Source organism: Helicobacter cinaedi PAGU611 (assembly GCF_000284635.1).
GTDB lineage: Bacteria > Campylobacterota > Campylobacteria > Campylobacterales > Helicobacteraceae > Helicobacter_C > Helicobacter_C cinaedi.
Genome location: NC_017761.1, coordinates 179,339 through 195,085 on the forward strand (window position 1 = coordinate 179,339; position 15,747 = coordinate 195,085).

General features: G+C 40.5%; 13 protein-coding genes. 9 read left to right on the top strand and 4 right to left on the bottom strand.

What is annotated here, in order from left to right; genetic code table 11:
- Positions 1-6 precede the first annotated feature (6 nt).
- Genes rnc through fliR form a run of 6 tightly spaced genes read left to right on the top strand, consistent with a single transcriptional unit; the run spans position 7 to position 5,744 of the window.
- Positions 7-735, top strand: coding sequence for a ribonuclease III (gene rnc / locus HCN_RS00825; protein ID WP_014666261.1), 729 nt, complete (start codon positions 7-9; stop codon positions 733-735).
- The gene (gene aroC / locus HCN_RS00830; RefSeq protein WP_002957368.1) at positions 735-1,817 is read left to right on the top strand and encodes a chorismate synthase; all 1,083 of its coding nucleotides are present in this window, start codon (positions 735-737) and stop codon (positions 1,815-1,817) included. The genes rnc and aroC overlap by 1 nt, the downstream gene beginning before the upstream one ends.
- 50 nt (positions 1,818-1,867) lie before the next feature.
- Positions 1,868-3,214 (top strand): Asp-tRNA(Asn)/Glu-tRNA(Gln) amidotransferase subunit GatA, encoded by a 1,347-nt coding sequence (gene gatA, locus HCN_RS00835; protein ID WP_002957367.1) that lies wholly within the window; start codon positions 1,868-1,870, stop codon positions 3,212-3,214.
- Positions 3,215-3,264: 50 nt separating this feature from the next.
- Complete coding sequence (gene guaB, locus HCN_RS00840) at positions 3,265-4,710, top strand: IMP dehydrogenase (RefSeq protein ID WP_002957366.1); 1,446 nt, start codon at positions 3,265-3,267, stop codon at positions 4,708-4,710.
- A 15-nt stretch (positions 4,711-4,725) separates the two neighbouring features.
- Positions 4,726-4,965 (top strand): exodeoxyribonuclease VII small subunit, encoded by a 240-nt coding sequence (gene xseB / locus HCN_RS00845; RefSeq protein WP_002957365.1) that lies wholly within the window; start codon positions 4,726-4,728, stop codon positions 4,963-4,965.
- Positions 4,966-4,967: 2 nt separating this feature from the next.
- On the top strand, positions 4,968-5,744 hold the full coding sequence (gene fliR, locus HCN_RS00850) for a flagellar biosynthetic protein FliR (protein WP_014666262.1): 777 nt from the start codon (positions 4,968-4,970) through the stop codon (positions 5,742-5,744).
- Between the two features lie 56 nt (positions 5,745-5,800).
- Here the strand turns inward: fliR and HCN_RS00855 are convergent, their stop codons facing one another.
- The 3 genes from HCN_RS00855 to nusA all read right to left on the bottom strand — a co-directional run bounded on the left by HCN_RS00855 (position 5,801) and on the right by nusA (position 11,349).
- Entirely contained in the window at positions 5,801-6,214 is a 414-nt protein-coding gene (locus HCN_RS00855; RefSeq protein WP_002957363.1) for an META domain-containing protein, read from the bottom strand.
- A gap of 42 nt (positions 6,215-6,256) precedes the next feature.
- A complete protein-coding gene (gene dnaE / locus HCN_RS00860) occupies positions 6,257-9,922 on the bottom strand; it encodes a DNA polymerase III subunit alpha (protein WP_014666263.1) in 3,666 nt (1,221 codons plus the stop codon).
- Positions 9,923-10,140: 218 nt separating this feature from the next.
- Positions 10,141-11,349: a transcription termination factor NusA gene (nusA, locus tag HCN_RS00865; RefSeq protein ID WP_014666264.1), complete on the bottom strand. Its 1,209-nt coding sequence runs from the start codon at positions 11,347-11,349 to the stop codon at positions 10,141-10,143.
- A 216-nt stretch (positions 11,350-11,565) separates the two neighbouring features.
- On the opposite strand from nusA, the gene aroQ reads away from it, so the two are divergent.
- The 3 genes from aroQ (at position 11,566) to HCN_RS00880 (ending at position 15,127) form a co-directional block, all read left to right on the top strand.
- Positions 11,566-12,048 carry a type II 3-dehydroquinate dehydratase gene (gene aroQ / locus HCN_RS00870; protein ID WP_014666265.1) on the top strand — a complete coding sequence of 161 codons (483 nt, stop codon included), beginning with the start codon at positions 11,566-11,568 and terminating at the stop codon, positions 12,046-12,048.
- Positions 12,045-13,088: a M24 family metallopeptidase gene (locus HCN_RS00875; RefSeq protein WP_014666266.1), complete on the top strand. Its 1,044-nt coding sequence runs from the start codon at positions 12,045-12,047 to the stop codon at positions 13,086-13,088. The genes aroQ and HCN_RS00875 overlap by 4 nt, the downstream gene beginning before the upstream one ends.
- Positions 13,089-13,165: 77 nt before the next feature.
- Entirely contained in the window at positions 13,166-15,127 is a 1,962-nt protein-coding gene (locus HCN_RS00880; RefSeq protein WP_014666267.1) for a 6-hydroxymethylpterin diphosphokinase MptE-like protein, read from the top strand.
- Between the two features lie 3 nt (positions 15,128-15,130).
- Here the strand turns inward: HCN_RS00880 and HCN_RS00885 are convergent, their stop codons facing one another.
- Positions 15,131-15,697, bottom strand: coding sequence for a hypothetical protein (locus tag HCN_RS00885; RefSeq protein ID WP_014666268.1), 567 nt, complete (start codon positions 15,695-15,697; stop codon positions 15,131-15,133).
- Positions 15,698-15,747 lie beyond the last annotated feature (50 nt).

The window sequence follows — 15,747 nt, forward strand, 5'->3', positions numbered from 1 at the left end:
ATAGCAATGCCAAAGTATAATCCCCCAAAAAACGCTCAAGCCCTTGAAAAAACACTTGGTTACACTTTTAAAGATAAAAAGCTCCTGCTTGAAGCCCTTACGCATAAAAGCTGTAAGAATGCCTATAATAATGAACGGCTAGAGTTTTTGGGTGATGCGGTGCTTGACTTGCTTGTGGGGGAGTTTTTATTTAGAAAATTTCCTAGTGCTAAGGAGGGTGAGTTAAGCAAGTTGCGAGCGTGTATTGTCAATGAAAAGGGCTTTATGAAACTTGCAAAATCGCTTGATTTGGGAGCATTTTTGCATATCTCACAGAGTGAAGAGCATAATAAAGGGCGAGAAAAAGCCTCTATCCTTTCAAATGCCTTTGAAGCCTTGATGGGTGCGATTTATTTAGAATCTGAACTGGCATTTCTTAAAGATATTGTGTTAAAACTCTTAGAGCAAAATTATGCCAAGATTGATTTACGCTCACTTTTTACAGATTATAAGACTGCTTTGCAAGAGCTTACACAAGCGATTTTTGGGGAGATTCCAACTTACACGCTTGTGAGTGAAAGCGGACCTGATCATCAAAAAAGCTTTGAAATTGCCCTAAGTGTCAATGGGGTGGAATACGCAAGGGCAAAAGGTAGCTCAAAAAAAGATGCCCAGCAAAAATCCGCTCAAATTGCTTATGAAAAAATCTCTGCCCTATACAAAAATAATCATCAAAACAATGATAAGGAGAGATGATGAATACTTTTGGTATAGCCTTGCGTATAACTACTTTTGGAGAATCTCACGGCGAGGGTATAGGCTGTGTGATTGATGGACTTCCTGCGGGGCTAAAAATAGATGAAGCCTTTATAGAATCTATGATGAAAAGACGCGCTCCGGGGCTTAATCGCTTCTCTACCCAACGCAAAGAAGCCGATAAGGTGCAGATTCTAAGTGGTGTGTTTGAAGGCATTAGCACAGGCACACCTATATGCTTATGGATAGCTAATACTTCAAGCAAGAGTAGCGATTATGATAATATTAAAGACATTTTCCGTCCCGGACACGCTGATTTTACATATTTTAAAAAATATGGACTGCGAGATTATCGCGGTGGTGGGAGAAGCTCAGCCAGAGAGAGTGCTGCAAGAGTAGCCGCTGGGGCAATTGCTAAGCTTTTATTGCAAGAATTTAATATACAAGTAAGAAGTGGAATCTGCTCCATCGGCGATGTTGTAGGCGGTGAATTTGATTTTGAATACGCCAAAAATAGTGAGATTTACGCCCTTGATAAGCAAAAAGAAGACGCCCAAAAAGCCCTTATAGAATCTGCGAAAAACGCACATAATAGTGTGGGTGGCGTGGCTTTGATAGAGGCAAGTGGGTTGCCTGTCGGTTTAGGAGAGCCACTTTATCATAAGCTTGATGGGGCAATCGCAGAAGCACTTATGGGACTAAATGCAGTCAAAGCAGTGGAAATAGGCGATGGAATCTTATCAAGCACACAATATGGCAATGAACATAATGATGAAATGGATAAAAAAGGCTTTAAAACAAATCATAGCGGCGGGATTCTAGGCGGTATTAGCAATGGCAATATTGTGAGAGTAAAGGCTCATTTTAAGCCCACACCGAGCATTTTTCTGCCCCAAGACACGCTTGATGTCAATGGTAAGCAACAGGTATGCAAGATTAAAGGGCGACACGATCCTTGCGTAGCGGTGCGTGGCAGTGTGGTGGCTGAATCTATGGTGGCTCTTGTCATTGCGGATATGCTTTTATTGCATACCACTTCACAACTTAGCTTTCTCAAAAAGGTGTATTTGAGCGAGTTATAGCTGTTTTAAAGCAAGAAGATTCTATAATCCCACTCTTATAAGGAGAGATAATGATAACACTCAAAGAAGCACTCACAAAAAGCGAATATGAACTCAAAGAAATTAAGCGAGATATAAGAGAAAAGCTCAAGCAAAATATGGAGCTAAATGCCTATATCGGCGAGATAATGGAGAGCCAAACAAGTGGTGTGCCAATTCTTATAAAAGATAATATTAATGTGAAGGGTTGGGAAATCACTTGTGGAAGCAAGATTTTAAAAGGCTATATCTCCCCTTACAATGCCTCTGTGATAGAAAAACTTCATAAAAATAAAATGTGTGGTTTTGGACGCGCAAATATGGACGAATTTGCTATGGGTAGCACTTCAGAATCTAGCTGTTATGGGCGAGTGAAAAATCCCCTTGATGCCTCTCGTGTCCCCGGTGGAAGTAGTGGCGGCAGTGCTGCGGCGGTGGTGGGCGGACTTGCTATTGCCTCTTTGGGGAGTGATACAGGCGGGTCTATTAGACAACCGGCTGGATTTTGTGGCTGTGTGGGGCTAAAGCCAAGCTATGGGCGGGTTAGTCGTTATGGGCTTGTGGCGTATAGCTCAAGCTTAGATCAAATAGGACCAATTACGCAAAATGTAGAAGATGCTGCCCTTTTGCTAGATGCCATTAGTGGCTATGATAATTTAGATTCTACAAGTGCTAATCTCCCTGCATTACATACTTTTAGGGATTTAGATTCTAATAAACGCTATAAAATTGCTGTGTTAAAAGATTTTCTTAAAGATGCGACACAAGAAGTGCAAGATGCGTATTATCAAACTATTAAGATTCTAGAATCTATGGGGCATAGCATTGTGGAGAAGTCTATGCTAGATACGCGTTATCATATCTCGGCATACTATATCATCTGCACGGCTGAGGCAAGTTCCAACCTTGCACGATTTGATGGGGTGCGATATGGCACAAGGGCAAAGGCGGAGAATCTCAAAGAAGTGTATTTGAATACGCGGAGTGAGTATTTTGGCGATGAGGTCAAAAGGCGGATTTTGCTTGGGAGCTTTGTGCTAAGCAGTGGATATTATGATGCGTATTATCTTAAAGCCCAAAAAGTGCGAGAAAAGATTTGTGCTGATTATGAAGCGATTTTGAATGAATGCGATAGTATTTTACTCCCCATTGCGCCAACTCTACCGCCAAAATTTGGCACTTCTCACTCTCCGCTTGAAATGTATTTGAGTGATATTTATACTATTGGGGTAAATCTTGCTGGGCTTCCTGCGATATGTATCCCTACAATGAAAAATGCTGAAGGCTTAAGTGTGGGAATGCAGTTTATCGGTGGGAAGTTTGAGGAGCAGACAATCCTTAATATCGCCTATGGCTTGGAAAAAGAACTACAAAATTGAGACTACACAAAACTCTTACGCGGATTCAAAAAAATGAAAGGATTTGAAAAATGAAAATACGACAAAAAGCCCTAACTTTTGAAGATGTTTTGCTTATTCCGGCGTATTCGGAGATTCTCCCCCAAGATGTCAGCACTCAAACAATGCTAAGTAAGAATACTTCGCTTAATATCCCCCTTGTGAGTGCGGCAATGGATACCGTTACAGAATCTTGCACTGCTATTGCTATGGCGAGACTTGGGGGCATTGGCATTATTCATAAAAATATGGACATTGCCTCACAAGTAGAGCAGATTAAACGCGTGAAAAAAAGTGAAAGTGGCGTGATTGTTGATCCTATTTATATTCGTGCGGATAACACGCTTGCCGATGCCAAGGCGATTACGGATAATTATAAAATCTCTGGTGTGCCTGTTGTTGATGAGTATGGCAAACTTATTGGAATCTTAACCAACCGCGATGTCCGCTTTGAGCAGGATTTAAACAAACGCGTTGGGGATTTGATGACAAAAGATTCTCTTATCACGGCTAAGGTTGGCACAACGCTTGAAGAGGCTAAGGAGATTATGCATAAGCACAGGATTGAAAAGCTCCCTATTGTTGATGAAAACTACACATTAAAGGGGCTAATTACCATTAAGGATATTCAAAAAAGGATAGAGTATCCAAACTCGTGTAAAGATAGCTTTGGGCGGTTAAAAGTGGGTGCTGCTATTGGTGTAAAGCAGTTTGATAGAGCAGAGGCTTTGACAAATGCTGGGGCTGATGTGTTGGTGCTAGATTCAGCACACGGGCATTCCATTAATGTGTTAAAGACTTTGGAGATGATTAAATCAAAACTTGCCATTGATGTGGTAGTAGGCAATGTCGTAACGCCTGAAGCCACAAGGGATTTAATCAATGCTGGGGCAGATGGCGTGAAAGTCGGCATAGGTCCGGGAAGTATCTGCACCACGCGTATTGTAGCCGGTGTGGGTATGCCACAAATTTCAGCCATAGAATCTTGTGCGGAAGTGGCAAGAAAGCATAATGTCCCACTGATTGCCGATGGAGGCATAAAATATTCTGGCGATATTGCCAAAGCCTTAGCCGTTGGGGCATCGTGTGTGATGATAGGCAGTCTCTTAGCCGGCACAGAAGAATCCCCGGGTGATCTTATCATCTATCAAGGTAGGCAATATAAAAGCTATCGCGGTATGGGCAGTATGGGGGCAATGACTCGTGGTAGTGCCGATAGATACTTCCAAGAAGGCACAGCCCAAGATAAGCTCGTGCCTGAAGGGGTTGAGGGCAGAGTGCCTTATCGCGGAAAAGTGGGCGATGTGGTGCATCAGCTTATCGGTGGGCTTAAATCATCAATGGGCTATTTGGGAAGCAAGGATATTGCGACATTGTGGGAGAAGGCGGAGTTTGTGGAGATTACTTCAGCGGGACTTAGAGAATCTCATGTGCATGATGTGGATATTACCAAAGAAGCACCAAATTATCACGGATAGGCTAAGGGGCAGGATATGGCAGAAGAAGTTTTACTCAATTTAGATTCACAAGATTCACAAATTCCGCAAGAATCGCAAGAAGATGAGTTTGAAACTATGCTAGAAAAGGCTAAGGCTGTGTTAAATAAGCTTAACTCACAAGAGGTTACGCTTAAAGAATCTCTTGCTTTATATGAAAGTGGTATGCGTTATCTCAAAGATGCACAAGAAATCCTAGAACAAGCTCAACTGCAATACCAAGAATTTAAAGACTAAGAATGGAGCTTGTAGCCTATATCACGCAGCCAAATAGTGTTGCTGTGTTTTTGCTGCTTGTGGTGCGATTTAGCGGGGTGTTTGCGTTTTTCCCTTTTTTTGATAATCAGCTTATCAGCATCAATGTCCGTGCAGCAATGGTGTTTTTTATGAGCGTGGCATTTTATCCTTTAGCGTCTTATACTTTGCCTGATATGAGTATGGTAGAGTTTTTATTTGCTGCACTTTTTGAGATTCTGCTAGGTTTTTTGGCTTCTGTTTGTTTGCAGATTGTTTTTGCAATGCTAAGTTTTGGTGGGGAGCTTATAAGCTTTACTATGGGGCTTACAATGGCAAGTGCTTATGATCCAGTTAGCGGCACGCAAAAGCCCATAGTAGCCCAGCTTATAGCCATTTTGGGTTTGCTTATTGCTTTGAGTTTGGATTTTCATCACACTATTTTTCTTATTATCTCGCATAGTATTCAAGCTACACCGCTTGGGGGCTTTGTCTTTGAGCCAAAGAGTGTGGAGTATTTTATTAAGGCATTTGGGAATATCTTTGCTGTGGGCTTTTCTATGGCTTTTCCTATTTTAGCCATTATTTTGCTTTCAGATATTATTTTTGGAATGATTATGAAAACGCACCCGCAGTTTAATCTCCTAGCCATCGGTTTTCCTGTGAAAATCGCCATTGCCTTTGTGGTGCTCTTTCTTACCATTTCAAGCATTATTTTTACATTTAAAAATGAACTTGCCAAAGCGTTTTTGGCAGTTGGAAAAATATTTTTGGGGCAGTAAAATAAAGCAGAAAATGTGGGGATTTGTAGAATCTAAGCGGATTCTACAATGCTAAATTATTTCTTAAATGTCGCTTTTGTATTCTCTTTCTGAATGATAAGTGTATCGCCGTTAATGCTTAGCTCACTTGAGCCATCGGCAAATACTTTAATCAGGCTATCCTCTATTGCCATACTTTTTTCATCACACATTTTGCGTGTCATACCCACACCTTCAACCACAAGCATTTTGTCTTTCAAAGTATAGTTTCCAAAGAAAGCATTGCACCCAGCATTGCCATTCAGTTTACTTCCATCAAAAGTTGCAAACGCAGGATTTTCAGGCTCATCTAAACTGATTTCCGTGCCATTGCTATTGAGAGAGACAAGATTCCATTTTGCGATAATCTCTTTTTGTGAATCTTGCCCACAGCCTACCATTAATGCTCCAAAAATCCCAAAAGCTATAACCTTGCTTTTTATAGATTTCATACAAACTCCTTATTTTTTTAGCTTAAACTTAAACTAACACCCCTATTCTTGCCATTCTAACTCTTTGAAAGCCTCTTTAATGCTTGAATGCACCAAAATTTGACTGACAAATGTATAGCCAGAGTTATCATTTTTAATCTTTAGTCGCAATTCCCTTTTGCCTTTAAGGCTTTGGGAATGAGCTTTAAGCTTTTTTAAGATTCCATTCTCCACACAAGAGCTATCCACTACCACGCACAAAGGTGTGCAGACATCAAGCTCACTTGGTCGCATATCAAGGGGGATAATTTTTTGACTTTCATCTTCGCTTTGTTTGGTTTTATACTTTGGTTCTATGGGCTTTTCTGTCACGGCTTGTTCAAAGGTAAAAATCTCTAGAATCCTAACATTGAGTCGCTCCTCACGCTCTTCAATCTTACACTTCAACACCAAAGGATTATCTAGATTCAGCCCCTCTAGAATCTCAAGGTGCTTTTCAAATACCATAAATTCAATTTTCCCCCCATAGTCCAAAAAGTCAATTGTCCCAAAGGGTTTGCCAGTTTTTTTGCTGATTTTTCGTTTAATATCTAAAATCTTTCCTACAAGCATACAAGTGGAGTTAAGCTCTAAATCCTCTAGCTCAACACTCTTAACCACACCTTTAATCTTATCTAGCTTCTCTTTAAAATCATCAAGCGGATGTCCGGAGATGTAGATTCCCATACATTCATATTCATAATCAAGCAAAGTGCGTATGTCATATTCAGGCTTATCTTGGATAGGCAAATGCACATTGATTTCCACGCCACCTTCTCCAAAAAGGGAATTGCTCATCATCTCGTGTGCCTTATCCTTTTCACGCCCCTTATCACAAAGCAAGTCAATGTTTTCAAGCATTGTATGGCGGGAAAATCCAAGCCCATCTAGCCCACCAGATTTAATAAGCGGCTCTAAAGAGCGTTTTGTCATTTTTGAAAAATCAACCCTTGCGATAAAATCCTCTACATTTTTATACTCGCCATTTTTTTCTCGATCTGTGATGATGTTTTCAATAGGTGATTCGCCTAAGCCCTTAATCGCACTTAGCCCAAAGATGATTTTTTTCACCCCATCAAACTCACCCACACCAAAGTCATTTTCAGAAATATTAATATGTGGTGGGATTATCTCAATGCCAAGTGATTTTACTTCATTGATATATTTTGCCACAGATTCTACTTTGCGTGTCTCGCTTGTCAGCATTGCTGCCATAAATTCGTGTTCGTAGTAGGTTTTTAAATATGCGGTTTGATAGGTTATCATCGCGTAAGCCGCAGAGTGAGATTTATTAAATCCATATCCAGCAAATTTAACAATAAGCTCCCACAAGTCCTCTGCCTTAGTGCGATTGTAGCCCTGCTTCTCCGCCCCATCGGCAAATTCTTTTTTTAGTCGCAACATCTCATCTAGCTTCTTTTTCCCCATTGCCCTTCGCACCAAATCCGCCCCACCGAGTGAAAATCCACCGATAGTTTGCACGATTTGCATAACCTGCTCTTGATAAACAATCACACCATAAGTTGGCTTTAAAATCGGCTCTAATGCATTAAAAGCATAAGTGATGCTCGCTAAGCCGTGCTTGCGATTGACAAAGTCATCAAGCATACCAGATTCCATAGGTCCGGGGCGATAGAGAGCAAGCATTGCTATAATATCTTCAAAATTACTCGGCTTTAGCCTTTTGGCTAGGGCTTGCATACCTTCAGATTCTATTTGGAAGAGTCCTAGTGTGCTGCCGCTTTGGATTGTCTCATAGACTTTAGAATCTTCCATATCCATTGTGCTAAAGTCAATATCCACACCATAGCGTTTTTTCACTAGTTTAATCGCATCACTTATCACATCAAGCGTCTTTAATCCCAAAAAGTCAAATTTAATCAAATCAACCGGCTCAAGCCAATTCATTGAATACTGCACTGCTACGCCATTCATCTTATCATTTGTATAAAGCGGCACCTTATTCCATAGCTCATCATTAGAATCTATCACAATAGCCGCCGCGTGAAGCCCTGTATTTCGCTTTAGCCCCTCTAGCAACACGGCATAGTCCCACACCTGCTTAGCCAAAGGATTTCTCTCCACAAGCTCTTTTATCTTTGGCTCTTTCTCCCACGCACCATCTTTTTCCTTACCATCTTTGCCTGCTTGTTTAGTGAGTGTAATGCCAAGCTCATTTGGGATAAGTTTAGCAAAGCCATCGGCATCTTTAAGGGGCATATCAAGCACGCGTGCGACATCGCGTATCACACCTTTAGCCAAAAGCGAGTTAAAAGTAACGACTTGGGCGACATTAAACTTCCCATAAGTGTTTGAAACATACTCTATAAGCTCTTGTCGACGCTCTTGAGAGAAGTCCATATCAATATCAGGCATACTCACCCGCTCTGGATTCAAAAATCGCTCAAAAAGCAAATCATATTTGAGTGGATCAATATTTGTAATCTTAAGTGCGTAGGCTACAAGGCTTCCCGCTGCCGAGCCACGCCCGGGACCTACCGGTATGCCATTTTGTTTAGCAAAATTTACAAAATCCCATACAATCAGCATATAGCCCGGAAACTTCATAGAGTTGATAATCTCTATCTCTCGCTCTAATCGATCCTTGTAAGTTTGGTGCTTAGATTCAGCGATATGCTCTAATCGCTCCTTTAAGCCCTCCCTACATTTGAAAGCAAAATAAGCCGCATCGTCAATAGATTCTAATTCGCAGTTGAGAATCTGCGGGAGATTCTCTTTCTTAGCGTATTCTTGCGTTCTTTTAAAGTTTGGCGGAGTGGCAGGGGAATGCTCTAAAATCACTTCTCCGGTGTGCTTATTTTTTATCTCAATATTTTTTAGATTGAGATTTAGGCGGCATTTTTGTGCGATTTCTTGTGTGTTTTCTAGCACTTCAGGCACATCAAGGAATAGCTGTGCCATTTGCTGTGGGGATTTAACATAAAATTCTTTTACCGAATGCTTTAGTCTGTCTTTGTCATTGAGCGTTTTGCCCATAGCCACGCACATTGCGATTTCTTGTGCTTTAGCGTCTTTTTGAAAAGTGTAGTGCGTATCATTTGTCGCAATGACTTTAATATCTAGCTCCCTGCCAAGTCTTAGAATCTGCTCATCTAAAAAAAGCTGATCATTTATGCCGTGTCGCATAATCTCAAGGTAAAAATCCTCCCCAAAAATATCCTTATACTCTAGGGCAACTTCTTTTGCCATTTCATAGCCCTTTGCCCCAAACTGCACATTGCGAGGATTATTCGTATTTAGCTGCCAATTCACTTCACCTTGTAAGCACGCAGAAGAGCACACAAGCCCTTCACTTCTTTCCCTTAAAAGCCTTTTATTGATACGCGGGTAATAATAAAAGCCATTGATAAAGGCTTGAGAGCTAAGATACATTAGATTCTTATAGCCCACTTCATTTTTCGCAAAAAGGCAGAGATGGAATCGCTGCTTTATGCTTTTATCATTCAGCTCATCGCCATTGTGGATATACGCCTCCATACCGATAATGGGATTTAGCCCCTCTTCTTTCATACTCACATAAAAATCTAACGCCCCAAACATATTGCCGTGATCAGTAACTGCCACAGATTCCATACCTAGCTCACGAATGCGTTTAGCAAGGTTTTTAATCTTATTTGCCCCATCAAGCAAGGAATATTCTGTATGTAAGTGAAGATGTGTAAAGTTCATTGTAAATCCTTTGTGTTTATAAAATTTGAGGCTTAAAAAAAGTGGGGGAATTATAAGATAAACTTGTTGAGAATTAGTTAAAGTGAGAAGGATTCTTATAAGAATGTGGAAGTTGGAATCTGGTATCCAACAGATTTGTAAGTGGCTCTCACTTAAGGTGCGCTTTTAAGCGTATTAAGTTAAATCTCGCAAAGGAGCGTAAGCTACCGAATTAGAATCTAATTTTTAAAGAGTGAGCTAAGGGCGTCTAGTCCGCTTTTTTGTGCCGTGTTTTCACTTGGAGTTGTGGTATTAGAATCCGCATTAGAATCTGCTTTGGAATCCCCCGTATTTGGCGTGTCAATCTCGCATAGTTCAATATCGCAATCACATAGCATACTTGCAAGGCGGATGTTCACACCCCCCTTGCCGATAGCCTTGCTTTTTTGATCGCTTTTGATCAGCACGATAGCCTTTTTTCTTTCATTTTTCTCTTTTTCGCCCTCCATATTTTCACGCTCACTTTGCTCTATATTTTGCTCTTGTATTTTTACACTTAGGATTTGAGCAGGCGTCAAGGCTTTAGCGATAAATATCTCTAGTGTGCTGTGATATTCTACGCAGTCAATATTTTCATTTGCTAGCTCTTTGCTGACTGCATTTATCCGCACACCCTTTACACCCACACAGCAACCGATAGTATCAATTCTAGGATTATTGGAATATACCGCTACCTTTGCTCTATCGCCGGGGATTCTCGCACTTTTAAAAATCATTACTTCATTATCTTTAATCTCTGGGACTTCTAACGCTAAAAGCTCTTCTAAAAATTTTGGCGTGGTGCGAGATAGCTCCACTTGTAGCCCATTTTTGTTAATGCCAACAAATTTTAGCACCGCACGAATGGTATCGCCAACCTTGAAACTCTCGCCCTTTATGCGATTTTTCTGCGGTAGCAGGGCACGGATAGAATCGATTTCTACAAAGGTATTGCCACGCTCATCAACACCCACAACCTGCCCATTGACGATTTTGCCAAGTTGGGCGCGAAAGCCTTGTAGAATCTGATCTTCAATGGAGCGTTGCAAATTGTATTCAAGATTCAAAAAAAGCTTGTTGATTGCTCCACGGCTCATCTCATCAAGCTGCAATTCACAATCTAGCTCATCGCCTACACTCACATCGCCAAACTCCTTAGCTTGAGACAAGGGGATTGAAGTAGCTAAATCTTCTTCTGTGAGTTTTACATCATCAGCACAGACTTTTTTGCGGTAAAAAAGCTTTAATATCCGCTCTTTTACATCTGGCTCAACAATGTAGTGATAAAGGGGATTAATCTCTTCTTGTGCGATTTTGATTAAGCCATTTTTGACAATCTCTAAAACCACGCCATTATCTAGCCCCTTGTCATACGCAATTAAATCAATAATATCTAAAATCTTTTCCATAAACACTAGCTCCTATTGTGTGTGGATTGCCCCTGCCGTTGTGGCTTTAAGATAGCCCTAGTTGCTTGAGTCTAGGGATTGTATATACTATCTTTTGGGATTCTTTGTGTGAGAAGAGCGGAGATTATAATAAATTTTTGCTTAAAGTTTTACAAATATGCCTATTTTTAGCTATAATGTGGGGTTTTATCTTGTTTTAGAGGCAAAAGGAGCAATATGAAAATTTTAGTGATACAAGGACCAAATCTCAATATACTAGGGCATAGAGAGCCACATATTTATGGAAATTTCACACTTGAGCAAATTCACACAAATCTTCAAAATCAAGCTAAACAAAACAACGCAAGTTTAGAGTTTTTCCAAAGTAATTTTGAAGGCGAGATTATTGATAAACTTCAGGAGTGTATAGGCGGAGAGTATGTCGGCGTGATTATCAACCCTGCGGCATTTTCACACACTTCCATTGCTATTGCTGATGCGATAGCAAGCTGTGGTGTGCCTGTGATTGAAGTGCATATTAGCAATATCCACGCACGAGAGGAGTTTAGGAGTAAAAGCTATACGGGGGCTGTGAGTGCTGGGGTAATCACGGGATTTGGTGCTTTTGGCTATCATTTAGCGTTAATGGGAATCTTGCAAATTGCAAATGAAGTGCAAGCCTACAAAGCACAACAAGCCGATCATGCACAGCAAAAATGATGCAACCTTATTTTATCCTTGATGAAAACGCACAATATTATGAGTGTGGCTTTAGCTGTGATAATGCTATTGTCGTGCGTGTGGAGGATACGCGATTTTTCATTACAGATTCCCGCTACACCCTTGAAGCAAAGCAGTTTTGCAATAAGCACACAGAAGTGATAGATTCAAATGACTTTATTCAGAGTTTGCTCGGCATAGTCAGTAGGCTTAGCCTAAAGCAGATTATATTTAATCCCCAAGAGCTGAATGTGGCGATGTATGAGAAGATCCTTTCATCTCTTAGTGCGATAAAATGTGAGCTTATCTCAAAACCAAACTTTCATCAGCAACTAAGAATCTGTAAGAGTGAGAAAGAAATTACCCTCATTGCCATTTCACAAAAGCTTAACAAAAAAGCCTTCAAAGCCTTTGCTAAATATGTTGCTAAGATTCTAAAACAAACCCCGAATGAAAAAGAGCTGTATTATCAAGCTAAGCAGATTCTAAGCAATTTTGGTAGGTATGATTTGAGCTTTGATCCTATTGTTGGCATTAATGAGAATGGAGCAAAACCTCACGCACTGCCTTCTACTAAATGTATTTTAAAAAAGAATGATATTTTGCTTTTTGATGCGGGGGTTAAATATAAGCGGTATTGCTCGGATATGACGAGAACAGCTGCTGTGGGCAAAGATATACATTTTGGTAAGGAGCAGAAGTTTAAAAATAAGCTTCATAGCAAGATTTATGATATTGTGTTAAAGGCTCAAGAAAAGGCCATAAGCAAGGCAAGAAGCGGTATGAGCGGCAAGGAGATTGACGCACTTGCAAGAGCTGAGATTGAAAAAAGTGGCTATGGGAAGTATTTTGTCCATAGCACGGGACACGGCGTGGGCTTAGACATACACGAGCTGCCGCGTATTTCACGCTTGAGTGAGGATAGGATTGAAGATAATATGGTTTTTTCCATTGAGCCGGGCATTTATCTCCCCAATGAATTTGGCGTAAGAATTGAAGATTTGGTTGTGATGAAAAATGGACGCGCAGAGATTTTGTAGGAGAGAATCTTAGAATCTTGAAGCTAAATTCTAGACTTAAAGCTTGAGATTCAGGGCTTAAAAGGGCAAAAATAAAGATGAAAGAGCAAACCCCCACACTTTTACATATCGCACAAAGTGGCGATTTAAGTCTGCTTAACGCCTATATCACCAAGCGATATGCGATTAATATGGACTTTTTCTCAACCCTTAATCCCAAGCTTTACAATGAACTCCAAGCTAAACCTAGTCAATACACGCTTTATTGTGAGGATAATGAGCTTAATATCATTGATATACAAAATAATAGCTTTGTCTATCCGGTTGAAAATGCCAAGCACACGATGATAGAGCAAAATCTAAGCTTGAGTGAAAATCCTTTAAATAATCCCGCCTTTAGCCTTTATACCAATCATCTAGCCCTGCATAAGCTAGATTCGCAAAAAATCCCGCTTACGGCTGATATTTGTAACCCCATAATTGAGCTTATGCAAAATGAGTTTAGTGGGAGCAATCGCTTTCATCTCCCCAACAACTTCCTGCCTAGCAGTACATTTTTTGGGCTTTTGGGCGGTATGTTTTTGCAGTTTTTACTTGAAAAGGGCTATTTTTTTCACTCACTGCTACTTTTTGAAGAAGATATTGATTTATTTAGAATCTCGCTTTATTTTGTGGATTATCCCCTTTTGTTTGAATCTGTGAGTGATCGTTCTTGCTACCTTTTTGTCAAGGATTTGTTGCATAAGGATTTTGTGCAAAATTACTTCACGCAAAGACGCATTACAAATAATTTTCTCCGCCTAGAATTGCAGCTCTATGATAGCCCAAAGATTGAAGCTGTTAGGGATAATGTCGCACAGGCTTATGCGATTAATTCAAGAGGTTGGGGGAGCTTTGATGATGAGATGATAGGGGTGAAAAATACCTTTTGCAATCTTAGCAAGAGTGAGATTCTGCCCTATCCCATTTTGCATTTGCCACAAAGGCTGAATGTGCCAATATGCGTTGTAGGTAATGGGGCGAGTTTAGATTCTCTTTTGCCATTTATCAAAGCAAATATGGATAGAATGATTATTTTTAGCTGTGGGACGGCGTTAAAGCCACTCAAAAATACAGGGATTGAGCCAGATTTTCAAATTGAAATTGAGCGGATTGACTATCTTAAAGGTGTTTTAGAATCTGCGCCTTTGAGGGACACAACACTGTTTTGTGGGAATATGGTGCAGCCAAGTGCTTTAAGCATTGCTAAGGAAGCGTATATGTTTATGCGTGGGGGCAGTGCGAGTGCGTATTTTGGCAGGACAAAGAGTGTGGTGGAGTTTGCCGCACCTTATGTGGGGAATGCGGGATTTGCCCTTGCGTGTTTATTGGGCGAAGAGGTGCTGATTTGTGGGCTAGATTGTGGGTATATCAAGGGGCGGACAAAACACGCTAAAGGCTCGTTTTATGGTGATGAGCAAAGTGAGATTCCAAAAAATGCCTATCGTGTGCAGGGCAATGCGGAATGCGAAGTCTATGCTGATGCGTTATTTTCACTCTCTGCTGCGATGATGAGTAAGGCGATTGAAGTTTTTACTCCAAGGCTTGTATTGAATCTGGGCGAGGGAGCATATATTCGCGGAAGTCGCTCTGCCAAGACAGATGAGTTTGATTTAGCCAAAGTGGATAAAGCTAAAGCCATAGCGGAGCTTAAGGGCTATATGTGTAAGGATAAACACAAGGTGCTAAGTAGCACAGATAGCCATATAAGCGAAGTGAAAGCGTATAAAGAGGCTATTTTACAAGCGATGAAAGTGAGTGTGCGTGGGAAAAGGGAGCTTTTTGAAAGGATTGATAAGATTCAGGCTTTGAGCCTTAAGAAAGTGGCAGAACAGCCATTTGTGGGAGTGCTTTTTGAAGGGAGTATCTCGCATATTTTACATAGCATAATGCTGTGTGCGTTGCATATCCCAAATGATGATATTGCCTTATTTTACGCACGGTGTGTGGAGCTTGTAGAATCTGGGCTTAATAAAATGGTGATGAGCTACACACTCCTTGCCACAACGCATACAAGCTAGATTCTATACCCACACAAAAAAGGTGGCTATATAGCACACAAGCGGTAAGCTTAAGCTAAAGCCCACAAAAAGCAGGGGTAAAATCTTTTGTGTGGAGTGCAAAATTGTAAGCATAAGCCCAAGGGCAGAGTAGATTAGCCCACCGATATGAGCGGATAAAAAGACATTGTGTATGTAGGATTGAAGTGAAATAAGCCCTAGCTCATTCATATCTTCTGGCGTGATGAAGCCTTGCGTATAGAGAAAAGATTCTATCTCTGCAAGGAAAAATGTAATCTCTATGTCTTTTACTTCAATAAGTGAGCTAAAAAAGAGTAAAGAGTAGATAAAGCACACCATAAGCCATGCATAGCCCATAAGCATACCGGTTTTAGCAAATCGTCCTTTTTGTGAAAGAAGCATAACTCCTGCTGCAATTCCAATGGGTGCAAGCCAAGTAGGGATGTTTGGGATATTATAAACTCTCCAAAATAAAGAAAAAAGCACAATAAATCCAAGCCCTATAAACAAGCAAAATCGCTGGAATCCAAAAAATTGCTGTTCTTTATAATCTAGCGTGAAGTCAAACATAATGTCCCTTTTGTAAAAATTCCTATAAGACTAAGAATCTCATTAGATTC

Coding starts and splice junctions, on each gene's coding strand:
- HCN_RS00875 (WP_014666266.1), top strand. CDS start 12,045: ATGATGCAACCTTATTTTATCCTTGATGAAAACGCACAATATTATGAG.
- rnc (WP_014666261.1), top strand. CDS start 7: ATGCCAAAGTATAATCCCCCAAAAAACGCTCAAGCCCTTGAAAAAACA.
- fliR (WP_014666262.1), top strand. CDS start 4,968: ATGGAGCTTGTAGCCTATATCACGCAGCCAAATAGTGTTGCTGTGTTT.
- dnaE (WP_014666263.1), bottom strand. CDS start 9,922: ATGAACTTTACACATCTTCACTTACATACAGAATATTCCTTGCTTGAT.
- xseB (WP_002957365.1), top strand. CDS start 4,726: ATGGCAGAAGAAGTTTTACTCAATTTAGATTCACAAGATTCACAAATT.
- gatA (WP_002957367.1), top strand. CDS start 1,868: ATGATAACACTCAAAGAAGCACTCACAAAAAGCGAATATGAACTCAAA.
- HCN_RS00880 (WP_014666267.1), top strand. CDS start 13,166: ATGAAAGAGCAAACCCCCACACTTTTACATATCGCACAAAGTGGCGAT.
- aroQ (WP_014666265.1), top strand. CDS start 11,566: ATGAAAATTTTAGTGATACAAGGACCAAATCTCAATATACTAGGGCAT.
- HCN_RS00855 (WP_002957363.1), bottom strand. CDS start 6,214: ATGAAATCTATAAAAAGCAAGGTTATAGCTTTTGGGATTTTTGGAGCA.
- guaB (WP_002957366.1), top strand. CDS start 3,265: ATGAAAATACGACAAAAAGCCCTAACTTTTGAAGATGTTTTGCTTATT.
- HCN_RS00885 (WP_014666268.1), bottom strand. CDS start 15,697: ATGTTTGACTTCACGCTAGATTATAAAGAACAGCAATTTTTTGGATTC.
- aroC (WP_002957368.1), top strand. CDS start 735: ATGAATACTTTTGGTATAGCCTTGCGTATAACTACTTTTGGAGAATCT.
- nusA (WP_014666264.1), bottom strand. CDS start 11,349: ATGGAAAAGATTTTAGATATTATTGATTTAATTGCGTATGACAAGGGG.